The 17,358-nt window shown below is 67.9% G+C and carries 16 protein-coding genes; 7 read left to right on the forward strand and 9 right to left on the reverse strand.

What is annotated here, in order from left to right; genetic code table 11:
- Positions 1-125 precede the first annotated feature (125 nt).
- A complete protein-coding gene (locus GKO32_RS18880) occupies positions 126-551 on the forward strand; it encodes a hypothetical protein (protein WP_312868107.1) in 426 nt (141 codons plus the stop codon).
- A gap of 120 nt (positions 552-671) precedes the next feature.
- Here the strand turns inward: GKO32_RS18880 and GKO32_RS18885 are convergent, their stop codons facing one another.
- Positions 672-875 carry a cold-shock protein gene (locus GKO32_RS18885; RefSeq protein WP_027941311.1) on the reverse strand — a complete coding sequence of 68 codons (204 nt, stop codon included), beginning with the start codon at positions 873-875 and terminating at the stop codon, positions 672-674.
- 386 nt (positions 876-1,261) lie between these two features.
- Between GKO32_RS18885 and GKO32_RS18890 the strand changes: the two genes are divergently transcribed.
- Positions 1,262-2,455 (forward strand): L,D-transpeptidase, encoded by a 1,194-nt coding sequence (locus GKO32_RS18890; protein WP_312868108.1) that lies wholly within the window; start codon positions 1,262-1,264, stop codon positions 2,453-2,455.
- Between the two features lie 13 nt (positions 2,456-2,468).
- Here GKO32_RS18890 and GKO32_RS18895 read toward each other — a convergent pair whose 3' ends face one another.
- A complete protein-coding gene (locus tag GKO32_RS18895) occupies positions 2,469-2,636 on the reverse strand; it encodes a hypothetical protein (protein WP_154758213.1) in 168 nt (55 codons plus the stop codon).
- Positions 2,637-2,976: 340 nt separating this feature from the next.
- Positions 2,977-4,338 (reverse strand): MFS transporter, encoded by a 1,362-nt coding sequence (locus tag GKO32_RS18900; protein ID WP_154758214.1) that lies wholly within the window; start codon positions 4,336-4,338, stop codon positions 2,977-2,979.
- A gap of 163 nt (positions 4,339-4,501) precedes the next feature.
- Between GKO32_RS18900 and GKO32_RS18905 the strand changes: the two genes are divergently transcribed.
- The gene (locus GKO32_RS18905) at positions 4,502-5,065 is read left to right on the forward strand and encodes a PaaI family thioesterase (protein ID WP_246244084.1); all 564 of its coding nucleotides are present in this window, start codon (positions 4,502-4,504) and stop codon (positions 5,063-5,065) included.
- Between the two features lie 9 nt (positions 5,066-5,074).
- Here the strand turns inward: GKO32_RS18905 and GKO32_RS18910 are convergent, their stop codons facing one another.
- The 5 genes from GKO32_RS18910 to GKO32_RS18930 all read right to left on the reverse strand — a co-directional run bounded on the left by GKO32_RS18910 (position 5,075) and on the right by GKO32_RS18930 (position 11,952).
- Positions 5,075-7,453 (reverse strand): serine/threonine-protein kinase, encoded by a 2,379-nt coding sequence (locus GKO32_RS18910; protein ID WP_154758215.1) that lies wholly within the window; start codon positions 7,451-7,453, stop codon positions 5,075-5,077.
- A gap of 7 nt (positions 7,454-7,460) precedes the next feature.
- Positions 7,461-8,417 carry a glutamate ABC transporter substrate-binding protein gene (locus tag GKO32_RS18915; protein WP_312868109.1) on the reverse strand — a complete coding sequence of 319 codons (957 nt, stop codon included), beginning with the start codon at positions 8,415-8,417 and terminating at the stop codon, positions 7,461-7,463.
- The gene (locus tag GKO32_RS18920; RefSeq protein ID WP_154758216.1) at positions 8,414-9,805 is read right to left on the reverse strand and encodes a GlnX family signal transduction membrane protein; all 1,392 of its coding nucleotides are present in this window, start codon (positions 9,803-9,805) and stop codon (positions 8,414-8,416) included. Before GKO32_RS18920 ends, GKO32_RS18915 begins: the two co-directional genes overlap by 4 nt.
- Positions 9,806-10,038: 233 nt before the next feature.
- On the reverse strand, positions 10,039-10,242 hold the full coding sequence (locus GKO32_RS18925) for a cold-shock protein (RefSeq protein WP_144637787.1): 204 nt from the start codon (positions 10,240-10,242) through the stop codon (positions 10,039-10,041).
- A 93-nt stretch (positions 10,243-10,335) separates the two neighbouring features.
- Positions 10,336-11,952 (reverse strand): thiamine pyrophosphate-binding protein, encoded by a 1,617-nt coding sequence (locus tag GKO32_RS18930; RefSeq protein WP_154758217.1) that lies wholly within the window; start codon positions 11,950-11,952, stop codon positions 10,336-10,338.
- A gap of 128 nt (positions 11,953-12,080) precedes the next feature.
- Here GKO32_RS18930 and GKO32_RS18935 point away from each other — a divergent pair, with 128 nt between their 5' ends.
- From GKO32_RS18935 to GKO32_RS18950, 4 genes are read left to right on the forward strand one after another with little or no spacing between them, the layout of a single operon-like run.
- Complete coding sequence (locus GKO32_RS18935) at positions 12,081-13,352, forward strand: hydroxyacid-oxoacid transhydrogenase (protein WP_312868111.1); 1,272 nt, start codon at positions 12,081-12,083, stop codon at positions 13,350-13,352.
- Between the two features lie 43 nt (positions 13,353-13,395).
- On the forward strand, positions 13,396-13,761 hold the full coding sequence (locus tag GKO32_RS18940; RefSeq protein ID WP_312868112.1) for a hypothetical protein: 366 nt from the start codon (positions 13,396-13,398) through the stop codon (positions 13,759-13,761).
- Positions 13,754-14,158, forward strand: coding sequence for a hypothetical protein (locus tag GKO32_RS18945; RefSeq protein WP_312868113.1), 405 nt, complete (start codon positions 13,754-13,756; stop codon positions 14,156-14,158). Before GKO32_RS18940 ends, GKO32_RS18945 begins: the two co-directional genes overlap by 8 nt.
- Complete coding sequence (locus GKO32_RS18950; protein WP_154758218.1) at positions 14,155-15,588, forward strand: amidase; 1,434 nt, start codon at positions 14,155-14,157, stop codon at positions 15,586-15,588. The genes GKO32_RS18945 and GKO32_RS18950 overlap by 4 nt, the downstream gene beginning before the upstream one ends.
- On the opposite strand, the gene GKO32_RS18955 is transcribed toward GKO32_RS18950, so the two are convergent.
- Positions 15,562-17,343, reverse strand: a complete 1,782-nt coding sequence (locus GKO32_RS18955) for a glycoside hydrolase family 15 protein (RefSeq protein WP_154758219.1) — start codon at positions 17,341-17,343, stop codon at positions 15,562-15,564. The genes GKO32_RS18950 and GKO32_RS18955 overlap by 27 nt on opposite strands.
- Between the last annotated feature and the right edge of the window lie 15 nt (positions 17,344-17,358).

Raw genomic sequence — 17,358 nt, forward strand, 5'->3', positions numbered from 1 at the left:
GGGTTGTGGCGGGGTTGGGCTATGTGGGTGTCCGCGGCGCTCAGGTGGAGTAGCGCGAGCCGCTGTCTTGTGTGGCTCGGGTCACATTGGGGCGGTTGGCGTGACTTAACCGTTATCGTGGGCGCGTGCCTCTTCCATCGATAGGACGTCGCGGTAACACGAGAACCGACCTCAAGGCGGTCAAGCCCATCAACCCCGGGCGGCATCGCAACAGCGCCCGGGAAGCCGACGGCGCCGTCGAGGATCACGAGCTGACCAGTTACCTCGCCGCGCTGGCGCCGGAGACCGCTACGGGGCCCGAAAGCACCGGCACCGGCAAGCGCTTCGGCGAGGCGCAGGTGTACCAGCTGCGGATGAGCCTCATCGCCAGCTCTCAGCTCCGGGACATCGCCCAGGAACGCGGCACCTCGCCGCAGGCGCTGGCGCGTGACTGGATCCTCGAGCGCCTTTCCTGGGAATCCCAGGCCGCCTCCGCGCAGCGACGTCAGTTCGCCGACCACGCCGGAACCGCCAACACCGACCAGCACGTGTTCGACAAGAACTGGTCCTGACCCCGCCCGCAAGCCGCTGATTCCCCCGTCGGCGCAAAGAAAACAACCCGGCCCCCGAACAACGAACAAGCCCCCGGCGGGAAGATCCCACCGGGGGCTTGCGACGTGCTGCAGGAAGCGTCAGATGACGCGCACCTTCTGGGCCTGCGGGCCCTTCTGGCCCTGCCCGACCTCGAACTCAACCCGCTGGTTCTCCTCGAGGGTGCGGAAGCCGCGCCCATCGATCTCCGAGTAGTGCACGAACACATCGCCCTCGCCGCCATCCTGGGCGATGAAGCCGAAGCCCTTCTCGGCGTTGAACCACTTCACAGTGCCTTGCGCCACCGCTGTACTCCTCGTTACATCCGCATCGGGCGCCACCGCGGCGACACCCGGGCCGTCCCGGGCGGTTCCAACGAGACGAGCGAAGAGCGCGTGTCCGGCTCATGGCTCGCGTCAGAAGTTCCGCGAGTGTGAAGCCACGAACACGCAAAACGACGGCCTAGTGGGCAGCGTACCGGGATCTGGCGAAATCGAAAGCCCCTCCACACCCGTTCTTCGATGTCACCGGAACGTCGTACGGTGAATTCAGGGTTCGCGGCGGAGGAGGCCGGGTACTCTCATGATCTGTTCCGTCCACACAAAGTAGTGACACATGTCACCCGTTCGGGTGTCAACGTGCCAAGTTGGCGGACGTCTTCGGGGCTAAAGGGGAGAAGGGGCATCCACCGGTGAGACTACTCAGAACACGTCGTCTGCCAGCCGCGCTGATCGCATTCGGCGTGTCCGCGACACTCGCGCTCAGTGCCTGCACGGGCAATCCGACGCCGACGCCGGTGAACGGCACCCCGAGTCCGGCGGGAAGTGGCTCGACGGAGGCGAAGGCAGCACTGAGCTTCCAGCCCGCCGCGGGGGCCACGAACGTCGCGCCGGGGGATCCGGTCACTGTGTCCGTCACCGACGGCGCCCTCCAGGCAGTCACTCTGACCAACCCGGACGGCAAGCAGGTCGCCGGTCAGCTCGCCGCCGACAAGCACAGCTGGGCGCCCACCGAGTCGCTCGGTTACGGCAAGACCTACACCTGGTCCGGCACCGCGGTCGGCTCCGACGGACGACCGGTCCCGCTGGCCGGCCAGTTCAGCACCGTGACCCCGAAACGGCAGATTTCCGGCAGCCTCAACGTCGGTGACGACCAGACCTACGGCATCGCGATGCCGATCGCGCTGACCTTCTCCAGCAAGGTGACCGACAAGGCCGCCGTGCAGAAGGCGCTTTCCGTGGAGACCACGCCCAAGACCGAGGGGGCATGGGCGTGGCTGTCCGACACCCAGGTTCACTGGCGCCCCAAGGATTACTTCCAGCCGGGCACCAAGGTCACCGTGGCCGCGAAGATCTACGGGGTCAAGCTCGCCGATGGCACCTACGGCAAGCAGGACGTGACCTCGTCCTTCACCATCGGCCGCTCGCAGATCGTCCGCGGTGACACCAGGACCCACCACATGCAGGTGATCCGCGACGGGCAGCAGATCGCGGACTACCCGGTCAGCTACGGGCTCGACTCCGACCCTGGCCGCGTCACGCACAGCGGGATCCACGTCGTGATGGACAAGCACCCCGTGTACTCGATGAGCAATCCGCGCTACGGCTACACCGACGTGAACGTGCCGTGGGCCGTGCGCATCTCCAACAACGGCGAGTTCATCCACGGCCTCGCCGCCTCGGTGTGGGCCCAGGGCAAGAAGAACATCTCGCACGGTTGCCTGAACCTCTCGCCCGCGCGAGCCAAGGAGTACTACGACGGGGTGCTCATGGGTGACCCGGTCGAAATCACCGGCAGCACCCAGCAACTCAGTCCGCAGGACGGCGACTACTCGGACTGGACCTACTCCTGGCAGGACTGGACCAAGCTCTCCGCGAGCGCGTAACCCTTACCCGGCACTAAAGCACGTGGCCGTCGAGGTTCTCCTCGGCGGCCTGCGTGCATTCGAGGCGCTCGGTGGTGGTCTGTTCGTCAAGGAACGCCGGAACCGGAATCAGCTGCTGGGTGCAGTCGTCGAGCAACCGCGCGGCATCCGCCATTCCCGGGGTCTCGTTGCGGTCGGTCATCGCCGCCCTCTCCTCACTTACGGTGCCCCCATCTTGCCGTGGCCGAGATCACGACTCAACGCAAGGTTCTGCTGAAATACCTCGCAGTTCGTGAACGATGAACACTCGGGACCCACCAAGTGGTCCAGCCAAGTACCGTGCCGGCACTCGCCGGACGATCCGGTGAAGAGGAGGAAGTCCATGGTGTTCACTGTGCTGCTCGTGGAAGGTGGCGTCGCGTTGGGTATTTCGGCGATCCTGGCGGCGTGGTCACGCCGGCACTTCGCTCCTCGCCGCACCGCCGACTGAGCCGGCAGGGGCCGCGCCTTCGGAAGAAAGCGCGGCCCCTGCCCGAATCGGGTCAGCTCGTGGCGGTCCGCAGCCCTGCCGACGGCGTGGTCTGGACCTCGATCTGCGCGATCGGAACCCGTGCCGTCTCCGGGATGCGCAGGATCGGCACCACCGCGATCGCGGCCGCGATCATCAGGTAGAACGCCGGCCAGTCATTGTTCCCGGTGCCATGGATGAGCGCGGTGACGACCACGCCGCAGGTACCACCGAAGATCGACGTGGACACGTTGTACCCGATGGCGAACGAGCCGTAGCGCACCCGCGTCGGGAACATCGCCGGGAACGTCGAGCCGATCACCGCGAGCATCAGCACCAGCAGCAACGCCACGATGGCGAACCCGACCACCAGCAACGCGATGTTCCCGCTCTGCATCAGCTTGATCGACGGGTAGCTCAGCACGATGTACCCGATCGCCGCGGTGAGCAGCAACGGTTTCCGGCCGATCCGGTCGGACAGCGCGCCCAGCGGTGCGATCAGCGCCATCTGCACGAGCTCGACCCCGATGATGATCATCGTCGAGGTGTTGTCGTTGATTTTCAACGTATCCGTGAAGTAGGTCGGCATCGTGGTCAGCAGCATGTAGTCCGCGATGTTGAGCAGCAGCACGATCCCGACGAGGTTCAGGATCATCCGCCAGTTCTGGGTCAGCGTCTCCTTGAGCGGTGCCTTCTCCGCCTTCTCACCGGACTTCTCCAGCCGCTGGAACTCCGGGGTGTCCTCCAGTTTCGACCGCAGGTAGAGCCCGACGAGGCCGAGCGGCAGCGCAACGAAGAACGGGATCCGCCACGCCCAGCTTTCCACCTGCTGCGCGGTGAACGACAGTGTCACCGCGAGCACGACGACGTTGCCCAGCACGTAACCGGTCAGCGTGCCGAACTCCAGGAAGCTGCCGAAGAACCCGCGGCGGCGGGTCGGGGCGTACTCGGCGATGAACGTCGCCGCGCCGCCGTACTCGCCACCGGTCGAGAAGCCCTGGATCAGCCGGAGCAGCAGGACGAGGATCGGCGCGCCGATCCCGATCGCGTAGCCGCCCGCGTAGGTGGGCAGGCAGCCGACCAGGAAGGTACAGCCGGACATCAGCAGGATCGTGATCGCGAGGACCTTCTGCCTGCCGAGTTTGTCGCCGAGGGGCCCGAAGAACGCTCCGCCGAAGGGCCTGACCACGAACCCGATCGCGACCAGCGCGAGCGATTTCAGGACCGCGTTGCCCTCACCAGGGAAGAACACGGTACCGATGGCCGTGGCGATCGCACCGGAGGTGAACACACCGTAGTCGTACCATTCGGTTGCGTTACCCATCGCCGAGGCGATCACCGCCCGTTTGACGGTTCTCGGGTCGATTTCCTGTTCCTGGGCCGCCGAATCCGCCATACTCCCCGACCTCCTCATGCACAGTTCCGTAGCCAGCGGGCAATGTGGCGACCTTAGTCGCTCCCGCGCGATTGGCAGTAATTTTCCAGCTTCGCGTGTTCCTTGTCTCTCCGAAGAAGGGGCATGTGGGAAATCCAGTGCGGCCGCGAGTTAGCTTGGTCGAATGAGCGACGGAACCCGGTTTCCCGCAGTGTGGCCCCCGGTCCGGACCGAGCAGCCGGCGCCGCATCCCGACACACCGCCGCCCGGCACGGAACTCCCGATGCACTACGACCGGTGCTTCGGCTGTGGCGAATTAGACGGCGGGCTGCACATGCGCTCGACGATGGGCGAGCATGCGCTGGTGCACTCCCGGTTCACCGTCACCGAGGCACACCAGGGCGCGCCGGGACTGGCCCACGGCGGCCTGCTGGCCTGCGCGTTCGATGAAGCGATTGGCTCAACGGTCGGCAACGTGCTGCGCCGCCCGTCGGTGACCGGGAAGCTCGAGACGGACTTCGTACGGCCGGTACCGGTCGGATCGACGCTGTTCATCACCGCGAAGGTCGACGGGGTCGCGGGCCGGAAGCTCTACGCGAGCGCGGAAGGCAGGCTCGACACCGAGGACGGGCCCGTCGCCGTGCGCGCCCGCGCGCTGTTCGTCGAAGTCGCCCTCGAACACTTCACGACACACGGCGCGCCGGACGCGCTGACGAAGTTGAAGCGGGCGGAGCAGATCAACCCCTGACCCCAGCCGCTAGGTCAGGGTGCGCGGCCGGATTTCGTTGGCGCGGTCGACGAGGTCGATGCGGTCCGACGAAGTATGGGCAAGCCTTGCCAGGGTGCGATAACAGCGCTCCAGTCCAAATCGGACGTCCCGTTCGGACAGTGCGTAGCCCAGCACACGCGTCGACGTATGGTGATCGGGTGGACCGGAGCGCACCCACTCGAATGCGGCTTCCAGTACCTCCGCGGTCAGTTTCGTCCGGCTCTCCGCGTCGAGGCTGAGCCGCTCGAGCCGTGTTCCCGCGTCGAGGAGATCTCCTTCGGTCACCGAACCGTCGCCGCTCGCCCTGGTCTTGATCTTGATCGCGGCGACCTGTGCGGCGACGTAGTGCGTCGACGAGGACGGCACCGATTCGAGCACCTCGACCGCGCCTGCGCGGGCGCCCTGCGCCAGATACACCCGGGCCAGGCCGAAAGCGGCGCTCACGTAACTGCGATCGGTCCGCCACACCAGCTCGTAGAGCCGCGAAGCCGCGAAATGGTCACCGACGCCTTCGGCGCTCACCGCCAGCGCGAGCTTCGGCGCGAGCTCTCCGGGCAGATCGTCATACACCGCTTCGAAAGCGACCTGTGCGACGCGTTGCCGACCGCCGGCCAGCTCGATCAGCCCGCGGTGCCAGTCGATCCGCCAGTCGTGCGGGTATCCCGCGCGGATCGCCAGGTACTGCGCGGCTTGCAGCTGCCTGCTCGCCTCGGCGAGCTCGCCCAGCTCAATCCGGGCACGGACGATCCGCAGCCGCACCTCGATCGACTCGCGCGGCGCGCCGATGAGTGCGTCGATCGCGCCCTGCGGGTCGAGTGCGGTGGTCGTGGCCAGCACACCGGCCGCCGGGTCGCTCGTGTCGACCTGCGGGATCGGCAGCCCGCCGACGACCTCGGCGCCCTTCGGCAGCGGCACCGGCTGCCCCGGCTCTGGTACCACGATGTCGATGCCGAACGTGCTGGTCTCCGGACCGAACACAGTGGACACTCCGGGCCGGGCTTTTCCGGTGCCCATGGCCATGATCTCGCGCAGCACCCCGGCCAGCTGATCGGCCATGTCCTCCGCGGTGATGAACCGGCGGTCCGGGTCGGGATGCGTCGCGCGCTTGAGGAACCGGTGGTACGAACCGAAAAGCTTGAACAGCGGGACCTCGTCCGCGCTCGGCAGCGAGTCCTTGTACTTCGTGGTGTAGCCGTTGAACTCGAAGCTGAGCACGGCGAGGGTGCGGCCCACCGTGTACAGATCGGATGCGACCGACGCGCCATGGGTGGCCAGTTCCGGTGCGCTGTAACCGGTGGTGAAGAACAGCGGGCTCGAATAGTCATCGATCCGCCGCACCGCACCGAGATCGATCAGCTTGAGCTGCTCGTGGGTCTGGATCACGTTGTCCGGCTTGAGATCGCAGTACAGCAGGTTCTGGCTGTGCAGGTAGCCGAGCGCGGGCAGGATCTCCAGACCGTAGGCGATGACCTGGGCGATCGGCAGCGGGTCCGGCCTGCCCACCGCGCGGTAGTGCGCCAGCGCGAGCTGCCGCAGCGACTGACCGCCCACGTACTCCATCACGATGTAGCCGACCGAGTGCCCGGTGCGAGTATCCGGATGCTGGACGAAGTTGTAGATCCGGACGATGTTCGGGTGCTCGACCTCGGCCAGGAACCGGGTTTCGTTGACGGCGGCGTTCATCGCGGTCACGTCGCCGGTGTCGATCAGTCCTTTGAGGACAACCCAGCGGTCGTTGACATTGTGGTCCTGCGCCAGGTAAATCCAGCCGAGGCCACCGTAGGCGATCGCGCCCAGCACCTCGTACTGCCCGCCGACGACGTCACCGGGCTGTAGCTTCGGTACGAACGAGTACGACGTGCCGCATTTTTCGCACACGCCCTCGGGCCCGTCGTCACCTCGGCCGACCTTGGCCGAACAGTTGCCGCAGTACCGTTTTTCCTCCGACACCACCGGATTCGTCAGTACCGCGGACGCCGGGTCGCGGTAGGGCACCGGTGGCACGTCCACCAGACCCAGCCCGAGCCGGCCGCGCCGGGAGCTGCGGCGGCCGCTGCGCCGGGAGGTGCCGGCGAACGGGCCGGACCCCGTGCCCGGACCGGTGCCGGGGCCGCTGCCGGAACCGGACCCGCGGCCGCTGGACATCTCCGGCAGCACGCTGTCGGTGCCCGGATCGGGCAGCACGCCCGGTCCGCCGTGCTCGGCCGCGGGGCGCGGCACGGCGATGCTCGTGGTCGGCGGCGCGCTGGCGAGCACGCTCGTCGCCAGTGGCTCCTCCGGTTGCGATTGCGGAGCGGGGCGGATGAACCGCGTCGCCTCCGGCGGTGCCTCGTCCAGCCGGCCGGAGATGGGTTCGTTGTCGGGCATTACTTCCTCACTGGTACGAAACACTCGGCGGACCGGCCGGCCCGAGCATCGGCGCGATCCACGTGTTGTAGTTCCGCTGCCAGGCCCCGTTGTTCCGGACATTTTCGAGCACGGAGTTGACGAACCGGACCATGTCCTGCTGGCCCTTCGGGATCCCGATGCCGTAGTTCTCCTGCGTGAACCGCTCGCCGACGACCGCCACGTTCGGATCCTGTTTCGCCATGCCGGCCAGGATCACGTCGTCCGTGGAGATCGCGTCGACCTGTCCCTGCTGCAACAGGACCAGGCAGTCCGACCAGTTGTCCACCGACACCGGGACCGGCTTCGACGGTGCCGCCTGTATCGCGCCGAGCGAGGTGGAACTCCTTGTGGCACAGACCTTCTTCCCGCCGAGATCGGACAACCCGGTGATGCCGGAGTTACGCGGCGCGAGCACCCGCTGCCCGGCGACGTAGTAGGTCGCGGAGAAGTCCACGTCTTTGAGCCGTGTGCAGTTGATGCTGTAGGTACGGACCACAAGATCCACCGCGTGCGTGCGCAACACGTTCTCCCGCTGGGACGACGGGATCGTCGTCCACTGCACGTGTCCTTCCCAGCTGCCGAAGATCGCGCTGGCGAGCTGCTTGACCATCTCGATGTCGAAACCCTCGAGCTGACCGTTGGCGGGATTGAGGAAACCGAACAGGTAAGTGGTCTGGTCCACTCCGGCGATCAGCCTGCCGCGCTGGCGGATCGCCGCCATGGTGGACCCCGGCGGGATGCCCGGGCTCGGCGCGAGACTGCGCGTGTCACAGTTCGCGGAATCGGCACCGGTGTTGGTCTTGTCCGCGCCGCCCACGTTCGCGGGCGTCGGCACCTGCACCGCGCCGACCGGCGCCGGATCGATCGGACTGCCCGCGTTGCCACACCCCGCGACGAGCAACACCACGGCCACCAGAACCGTCGCGAGCCTCGTTCTGCTCACCGGAACTCCCTCAGCCGGTCACGGATCCCGATGGTGACGCCGGCGGCGGCGATCACCGAGAACACAGCAACCCCCGGCGCCAGCAACGTCAGCGCCTGCTCGGCGGAGCGAGTGTCGTCGAGGAAGTTCTGGCGGCCGATGTCGATCGCGGTGCCCAGCGCCTGGTCCACCTTGGCGAACGAAGCGGCGGCGCCGTTCGGCGCCGTCGGGTCCACTGCCTCGTGTACCGCGTCGGCGTAGTTGCCGCCGTCGTCCTTCGCGCGGATGTCCTTGTGGATGTCGAACCACGTGGTGCCGGCCGCCTGCGCCGCCTCGATCTGCTCGCCTGCCTTACCGCTCATCAGCCCGTGCGCCTGTTTCAGCAAACTGGTGACCTGCGGGTGAAGCTGCTGGTAGTCCGCCTCGTAGGTGGAGCCGTCGCCGCGCGAGACAAGGGTCATCAGCTCGTCGGCCCTGGCCTGGACCGCGCCGCTGCGCGCCTGAACCAGCACGTCAACCGGGTGGCTACCGTCGTCGCGGCCGTCGGCGACGAGCACGCTCTGCACGATGAGCGCGACCGTGCCCCACAACAACACCACCACCATCGCGCCCGTCGCGACGACGAGCCCGATGTTGAGCAACCGGTTCGTCCGCCGGGTCAGGTAGATCTGCGTCGCGATGAGGGCGGCGATCACGACGATGAGCAGTGGCGTGCTGACCGAAAGGAAACCGCTCACGGCCTCCTGTTCGGCGGTCAGCCTGCCGGTGTCGAGCTGGTACAGATCCCCGGCCGCGGGCAGGATCACCGTGCGCATGAGATTCGAGGCCTCGCGCAGATAGGACGCACCCACCGGGAAGCCTTGCAGGTTGTTCACCCGCGCGCGCTCGATGATGCCGGTGTAGACCGGAAGATTGCGGCTGAGGATGTCGACCTTCTTGGCGGCGTCGCCGTAGCCTTCGGAGTCCGAAGCGGCTTTCGCGAGCGCGGCACCGGCCCGCGCAATGTCCACGTTGTACCGGTCACGCAGTTCGGCCGGCTCGGCGCCGATCACCAGGAACGCGTTGGCCGAAGTGGCATCCGCGTCTGAGAGCGAGCGGTAGATCTCCTGCGATGCGGCGGTCAACGGCTCGCGGTGGTCGATCAGCTCGTTGATCGTGTCTTGCTTGTGCTGGACGGTAAAAGTCCCGACCGCGCCGAACACCAAGACCAGCACGACAAGTCCGACACCCATCGCGGTGAGCCTGCCCGGACTGCGACGCAGTGACTGGATCAGCCGGCGCCACGCGGTGACAGGCAGCTCGACCAGACCGGCGAGACCGCTGCGCCCGGGTTCGCCCTCGGGTTCGGGCACGGGAGGTTCCGGCACGGGTCCGCTCGGCGCCCCCGGCCGCACCGCGGTACTCGTCATGAAATTTCCACCCTCCGCGTCACGTACCCGCATGAAGGTATCCGAGTCGCCGCGGACGTCGCCATGGAGTGTGGCCGTTTGTCATGGCGGGAGCAAGAAAAAGGCGAAGCGCCCCGGGGGTCCAGTGGGCTTGCCCCCTGGCGGGGGCACGGGGGCTCGACCCCCGAAAGACACGCGGAGCGAAAACGGCGAAGCGCCCCTGCGCGAGCAGGGGCGCCCCATTCGCGAAGCTCTTAGATGAGGCTGACAGAGGTGGCCTGCGGGCCCTTCTGTCCCTGACCGATCTCGAACTCGACGCGTGCGTTCTCGTCGAGGCTACGGAAGCCGTTGCCCTGAATTTCCGAGTAGTGCACGAAAACGTCGCCGCCGCCGTTGTCGGGGGTGATGAAGCCGAACCCCTTCTCGGAGTTGAACCACTTCACGGTGCCCTGAACCATAAAAACAATCTCCAAATACAGCAAAGAAATGGAGCACCGGTGCGATGCTCCGGCACTCAGTCAAGCACAATTCGGCGCGCGGCGCCAACCTGTTCACGAAGATCGGTCCGAACGGAACAAGGCGGACAACCTCACCTCGGGCTCCAGCACGTCGGGATCGGTCCGCACATCGATCACACTCGGACGCTGGTGACGCATCGCGCGACCGACGGTCGGCTCCAGCTGTTCGGGTGACTCGACGGTGTAGCCGACCGCGCCGAACGCCCGCGCCGACGACGCGAAATCCAGGGTGCCCATCGCCACCCCGGACAGCCGCCCGTGTGTGCGCGCCTGATGCATCGCGACGTCGGCGTTGAGCCCGTTCTGGCTGACCACGACGATCACCGGCGCCCGGTAGCGAACCGCCGTCTCCAGCTCGTGCCCGGTGCTCATGAAGCTGCCGTCGCCGACCATCGCGACGACCGTGCGCTGCGGTGCGGCGAGCTTGGCCGCGACCGCCGCGGGCACCGCGTAGCCGACGCCCCGGTCGGCGGGGCCGAGCTGGGTGTGCGGTTCGGTGAAACACCAGTAGCGGTGCACGAAACTGGCGAAGTTGCTGGAATCCGTGGTGACAACCGTGTCCTCGGGCACCATCTTGCGCACCGCGCGCACCACGTCCGCGGGGTGCACCAGCACACTGTCGCGCACGTCCGGAGGTGTCATGAACGTGTGCGTCGCCGCGTTGGCCGCCGAACTGCGCCGCGTGCGCGGGGACACCAGCCCGTTCAGTTCACGCAGGAACGGCCCCACCTCGGCCTCGATGCGAAAGGTCAGCCCGCGCCGGTGCGACGGGATCAGCCCGGTACCGATCATCACCAGCGTCTGACTCGTCGACGGGTAACGGAAGTTCTGGGTGGTGACCTCGTCGAGGCGGGTGCCGATCGCGAGCACCAGATCGGCGCGGTCGAGCGCGTCCAGCTGCCGCGCGGGGATGCCGATGCCGAGGTGCCCGGCGTAGCGGGCGTGGTTCTCCGGGAACGCGTCCTGACGGCGGAACGCGTTGTACACCGACAACCCCAGCTGCTCGGCGAGCTTGATCAGCTCGTCACGGGCCGGGCGGACGCCGCTGCCCGCGATGACGACCGGGTAGCGGGCATCGGCCAGCAGGTTCGACACCTCGTCCGCGGACCGCAGCAGCGCGCCGCCTCGGTCAGGACCCGGATCGGGCTGAGGCACGCCCGCGTCGTACGGCGCGACCCAGAAATCGTCGGGCACGATGAGCACCGCCGGACCACGGCGACCGCGCCGCGCCTCGCTGAGCGCGTCGGCGAGCATGATGGGGACCTCGGCGGCGGTGCCGGCGCGCGCGAACCATTTCGCGAACGGGCGGAACGGCGAGAACAGATCCGGCCCGTCGGTTTTGTCGCCGGAGAGGTTCACCGATGGCCGGTCGGGCAGCAGCACGACCAGCGGAGTCTCGTCCTGGCTCGCGGTCTGCACCCCGGTCAGCAGGTTCAGCATGCCGGCGCCGCGCGTGCCCAGCAGCAGTGCCGGCCGGTCCCGTAGCTTGCCCTCGGCCTCGGCCATGAAGGCGGCGCCGACCTCGTGCCGGGCGGTGACCAGGGCCACGGGACCTTCGAACTGGAGGACGTCGAGGAGTTCGAGGAACGAGTCACCGGCCACGGTGTACGCGCGCTGTACCCCGGCGTCGCTCAATACCCGGACCGCCATCCGCGCCACGGTCCACCCTTGCTGATACGTGATGGATCAAGGTAAGCAACCTTCACTACCCCGGTCAAGTGAACGGAAGGTATCGACAGTGAGGCGCGATCATCCCTGAGTAGACCTAGGGTGGGCTTGTGCCGAACGAAACCGTCTTCACCTACGGGGCGCCCGCGCTCAAGTACGGGCCCGGCGCCTGCGAAGAAATCGGATACGACCTGACGCAGGCCGGTGCCCGGCGGGTGCTGGTACTGACCGACCCTCAGGTTGCGGCGACCGGCTGGCCGGCGCGGATCGCCGAGGGGCTCGCCGGATACGGCCTGCACGCGGAGATCTACGACGGCGTGCACATCGAGCCGACGGACGTGAGCATGGCCAAGGCCGTCGACCACGCGCGCGGTACCGGGCCGTGGGACGCGTTCGTCGCCGTCGGCGGTGGGTCCACGATCGACACCGCGAAGGCCGTGAATCTGTTGACCAGCAACGAGGGCGAGTTGATGGACTACGTCAACCCGCCGGTCGGTGGTGGCCGCGCACCGGGCAACCCGTTGAAGCCGCTGGTGGCGGTGCCGACCACAACCGGGACGGGGGCCGAGAGCACCACAGTCTGCGTGCTGGATGTGTTGTCGCTCAAGGTGAAAACCGGGATCAGCCACCTGCGCCTTCGGCCGACGCTCGCCGTCGTCGATCCGCGGCTGACCGTCAGCCAGCCCGCCATGGTGACCGCCGCGAGCGGGATGGACATCCTGTGCCACGCCGCGGAGAGCTACACGTCGAAGTTCTATACGGATTTCGAGCAGAAGAAGCCCGAGCAGCGGGTTCCGTACTGCGGCGCCAACCCGATCTCCGACATGTTCGCCGAGCGGGCGCTGGTGCTGCTGCGCGATTCGCTGCCGGCGGCGGTGGAGAACGGCGAGGATGAGCGGGCACGGGAGAACCTCGCGCTCGCCGCGACGTTCGCGGGCCTCGGTTTCGGCAACGCCGGGGTGCACATCCCGCATGCCAACGCGTATCCGATCGCGGGGCAGGTCCGCGATTTCGTGCCGGCGGGGTACCCGCCCGGCGAAGCCCTTGTGCCGCATGGCATGGCGGTGTCACTGACCGCGCCCGAAGCGTTCCGGTTCACCTTCGAGGCCGCGCCGGAACGGCACATCCGGGTCGCGCAGTTGCTCGGCCCGGACGTCGAGCGCGCAGGCGATGACGCCGACTACCTGCCCGCGGTACTGCGGCGGCTGATGGCCCGAATCGGGATTCCGGACGGTATCGGCGCGGTCGGCTACACGGAGTCCGATGTGGACAGTCTGGTCGAGGGTGCGCTGAAGCAGCAACGACTCCTGGCCGGCGCGCCGCGAACCCCGACCGCGGATGATCTCGCCGGGATCTTCCGCCGCTCGGTTTCGCTGTGGTGAACGTGCCCGCCGTGCGAAAACCACTGCGAGCTACTCTCGACCCGTGAATTCCGGGTTCGCGGTGGTCGTGGCGGTGGCCTCACTGGTCGTCGCCGCGTGGGCGTTCGTGCTCGCCGCGCGGAACCGGGAACCGCAACGCGCGCTGCTCGCCGGACTGGCCGTGGTCGAGCTGCTGGTGGTCGCGCAGCTGGTGCTCGGGATCGTGCTGCTGATCGGCGGCGGGCGGCCGGGCAATCTCGTGACGTACCTGGCGTACCTCATCGGCGCGCTGGTGATCATCCCGGCCGGTGCGGCGTGGGCACTGGCCGAGCGCAGCCGGTCCAGCACGGTGATCCTGGGCGTGGCCTGCCTCGCGATCCCGGTGATGGTGTTGCGGCTGCACCAAATCTGGGGAGGCGCGAGTGCCTGAACCGCGGAACACCGCCACGGGCCCGGGCCGGGTGCTCGTCGCCGTATACGCGATCTTCGCGCTGGCCGCGACGTCGCGTGCGGCCGTGCAGATCTCGACCAAGTTCCACGAAGCGCCCCTCGCGTACGTCCTTTCCGCGGTGGCGGCGGTCATCTACATCATCGCGACGGTGGCGCTGGCCCGCCGCGGCTCGACATCGTGGCGTGTCGCGCTGGTGTGCCTGTCCGTCGAGCTCCTCGGTGTGCTGAGCATCGGCACGCTGAGCGTCTTCGACACCGAGGCCTTCCCCGATGCGACCGTCTGGTCCGGCTACGGCGAGGGTTACCTGTTCATCCCGTTGGTGCTGCCCGTGCTCGGCCTGTTGTGGTTGCGCCGCACGGCCCGCGTGTCGCGATGACCGAGGACATCTGCTGGCTGAGCGCGACCGAACTGGTCCATGCGCTGCGCGAGCGGGAGCTGTCCGCGCGCGAGGTGGTGACCGCGCAGCTGGACCGGATCGAGCGCGTCAACCCGGCGGTCAACGCGATCGTGACGCTGCTGCCGGAGTATGCGCTCGAACAGGCCGCCGACGCCGACCGGCGACTCGCGGCCGGTGAGCCGGCCGGCGCCCTGCACGGGATTCCGATGGCACACAAGGACACCCACGACACGGCCGGCATCCGCACCACCTATGGCTCGCCCGTGCGAACGGACAACGTGCCGGACACGGACGAGCTGATCATCGAGCGGCTCCGCAGGGCGGGCGTGATCACCCTCGGCAAGACGAACGTGCCCGAGTTCGCCGCCGGCTCTCACACGTTCAACCCGCTGTTCGGCGCGACGCGCAACCCGTACCGGCCCGACCGGAGTGCGGGCGGCAGCAGCGGGGGCGCGGCCGTCGCGCTCGCCTGCGGTCTGCAGCCGCTGGCCGACGGGTCCGATATGGGTGGCTCATTGCGCAACCCGACGTCGTTCAACAATGTCGTCGGCCTGCGGCCCGCGCCGGGCCGGGTGCCGGGCTTTCCCGGCCCTGCTGCCTGGTCGACGATGGCGGTGTCCGGTCCGCTCGCGCGCACGGTCGCGGATGTCGCGCTGATGATGTCCGTGATCGCCGGTCCGGACGACCGTTCGCCGATCTCGATCAGTGAGTCTGGAAGCGCTTTCACGCAGCCGCTCGAACGCGATCTCACCGGGTTGCGCGTCGCGTGGAGTCCGGACCTCGGGGGGAGTTTCCCCGTTGACCCCGTGGTGCGGTCGACACTGGCGGCGCAGGTGCGGGTATTCGAGGAACTCGGTTGCGTGGTCGAGGAGGCGAGCCCCGCACTGACCGGCGCGGACGAGGTGTTCCGGACGCTGCGGGCGTGGCAGTTCGAGCTGACGCTGGGCCCGGTGCTGGACCAATCGCGCGAGCTGCTCAAACCGAGCCTGGCGGACAACATCGAGCAGGGCAGGCGCCTGCACGGCACGGACCTGGCACGCGCCGAAACCCTGCACACCCAGCTGTACCACGAGATGCGGCGGTTCTTTCACCGGTATGACGTGCTGGCGCTGCCGGTCAGCCAGGTGCCGCCGTTCGACATCGAACTGGAGTACCCGACCTCCGTCGACGGCGTGCCCCAGTACGACTACCTCGACTGGATGCGGTCGTGCTACTACATCACCGTGACGGGCTCGCCGGCTTTGTCGGTGCCGGCCGGGTTCACGCCCGACGGCCTCCCCGTGGGGTTGCAGTTGGTCGCGCCCCATCGTGGCGAGTTCGGTCTGCTGCAGATCGGCCACGCCTTCGAGCAGGCAACCCGGTTCGGGCTGCGCCGGCCCGCGTTACCGCCGCACCCGGTGGCGCCGTGACGGGCCGGGGTGCAGGAGGCGGGCGGTATTGATCAGGCCGACCATGCTGAACGCTTGCGGGGTGTTGCCGATCTGGCGGTGACGGCCGGTGTCGTATTCCTCGCTGAGCAGGCCCACGTCGTTGCGCAACGCGAGCAGCTGCTCGAACAGCTGCTGGGCCTCGGTGGTGCGGCCGATGCCGTGCAGGGCGTCGGTGAGCCAGAAGCTGCAGGTCAGGAACGCTCCTTCGGAACCGCTGAGGCCTTCCAGTTCGGGGTCAGGGTCGTAACGGCGCAGCAGGCCGTCGTGGGCGAGGTCGCTTCGCACCGCTTCGATGGTGCCGACCACCCGCCGGTCGTGCCACGGCAGGAAGCCCACCCGCGGGATGAGCAGAAGCGCCGCATCAAGGGCTTTTGACCCGTAGAACTGGGTGAACGTGTTGCGGTCGGGGTCATACGCATGAGCGCACACGTCGTCGTGAATGCGTGCGGCCAGCGCTCGCCATTCGTCGAGCGGGCCGTCGAGGCCGTGGCGTTCGACGGTGTGTACGGCGCGATCCACGCCAGCCCAGGCCATGACCTTGGAATGCGTGAAATGCCGGCGCGGGCCGCGGACCTCCCACAGACTGTTGTCCGGCTGATCCCAATGCCCCTCCAGGTAATCGAGCATGCCGCGTTGCAGTTCCCATGCCTCGTGTTCGACCGGAAGGCCGGTGTCACGCACCAGGTGCAACCCGTCGAGAACCTCACCCCACACGTCGAGCTGGAACTGCCCGGAGGCCGCGTTGCCGACCCGCACCGGCCGGGATTTCTCATACCCGGCAAGCCAGTCCACAGTGGACTCCGTGATGCGGCGGGCACCGTCGAGGCCGTACATCATCTGCAGATCGGCCGGGTCACCGGCGACGGCACGCACCAGCCATTCCCGCCAAGCGCGCGCTTCCTCGGTGTAACCGGTGCCCAGCAAGGCCTGCAAGGTGAACGTGGAATCCCGCAGCCAGCAGTAGCGGTAATCCCAGTTCCTGCTGCCGCCGAGCTGCTCGGGCAGTGACGTGGTGGCCGCGGCCAGTATCCCGCCGGTGGGCGCGTAGGTAAGCGCTTTCACGGTGATCAGCGCCCGCCGGACCGCGGCCTCCCACGGACCGCGGTAGCGGCAGCGGGAGATCCACTCGGTCCAGAAGCGCTCGGTGTCCCCGAGGGCCTGTTCCGCGTCCAGCGCGCGGGGTTCGGGCAGGTGCGAAGGCCGGTAGCCGAGCACGAACGGCACCCGTTCACCGGCCGCGACTTCGAACCGCGCGCTCAGGGCTGCGCCGTCGTTGGTCACGGAGACCGGGGTGGTCAACGAGACGGCGTCGGGGCCCGCGATCGCGGTGTGCGCGGTGCCGTCGCCGTGAATCCAGGGAACGATCGAGCCGTAGTCGAACCGTGGGCGCACCGTCATGCGCATCGGGACGCGTCCGGTGACCCCTTCGACGATGCGGACGACGGTCGGCGTGTCACGACGCGGTGGCATGAAATCGAGCACCCGCACCGTGCCGTCGGGGGTTTCCCATTCGGTGGCAAGCACGAGCGTGCCGTCGCGGTAACTCCGCCGGGCCTCTCCGGACACCGGGGCGAGCTGCCAGGTGCCGGCCTGCTCGTCCTGCAACAACGCGGCGAAGCAGGCGGCCGAGTCGAACCGTGGCAGGCAGAGCCAGTCGATATCGCCACGGCGTGACACCAGCGCCGCCGTGTGCAGATCGCCCAGCAACGCGTAATCCTCGATCAGCGCGGCCATCCTGGCTCACTCCTT

The sequence above is a fragment of the Amycolatopsis pithecellobii genome, from assembly GCF_009707865.1.
Lineage (GTDB): Bacteria > Actinomycetota > Actinomycetes > Mycobacteriales > Pseudonocardiaceae > Amycolatopsis_E > Amycolatopsis_E pithecellobii.

Excerpts from the sequence above, each read along its gene's own strand:
- GKO32_RS18910 (WP_154758215.1), bottom strand. The coding sequence starts at position 7,453 with ATGCCCGACAACGAACCCATCTCCGGCCGGCTGGACGAGGCACCGCCG.
- GKO32_RS18900 (WP_154758214.1), bottom strand. The coding sequence starts at position 4,338 with ATGGCGGATTCGGCGGCCCAGGAACAGGAAATCGACCCGAGAACCGTC.
- GKO32_RS18895 (WP_154758213.1), bottom strand. The coding sequence starts at position 2,636 with ATGACCGACCGCAACGAGACCCCGGGAATGGCGGATGCCGCGCGGTTG.
- GKO32_RS18930 (WP_154758217.1), bottom strand. The coding sequence starts at position 11,952 with ATGGCGGTCCGGGTATTGAGCGACGCCGGGGTACAGCGCGCGTACACC.
- GKO32_RS18925 (WP_144637787.1), bottom strand. The coding sequence starts at position 10,242 with ATGGTTCAGGGCACCGTGAAGTGGTTCAACTCCGAGAAGGGGTTCGGC.
- GKO32_RS18955 (WP_154758219.1), bottom strand. The coding sequence starts at position 17,343 with ATGGCCGCGCTGATCGAGGATTACGCGTTGCTGGGCGATCTGCACACG.
- GKO32_RS18920 (WP_154758216.1), bottom strand. The coding sequence starts at position 9,805 with ATGACGAGTACCGCGGTGCGGCCGGGGGCGCCGAGCGGACCCGTGCCG.
- GKO32_RS18950 (WP_154758218.1), top strand. The coding sequence starts at position 14,155 with ATGACCGAGGACATCTGCTGGCTGAGCGCGACCGAACTGGTCCATGCG.
- GKO32_RS18905 (WP_246244084.1), top strand. The coding sequence starts at position 4,502 with ATGAGCGACGGAACCCGGTTTCCCGCAGTGTGGCCCCCGGTCCGGACC.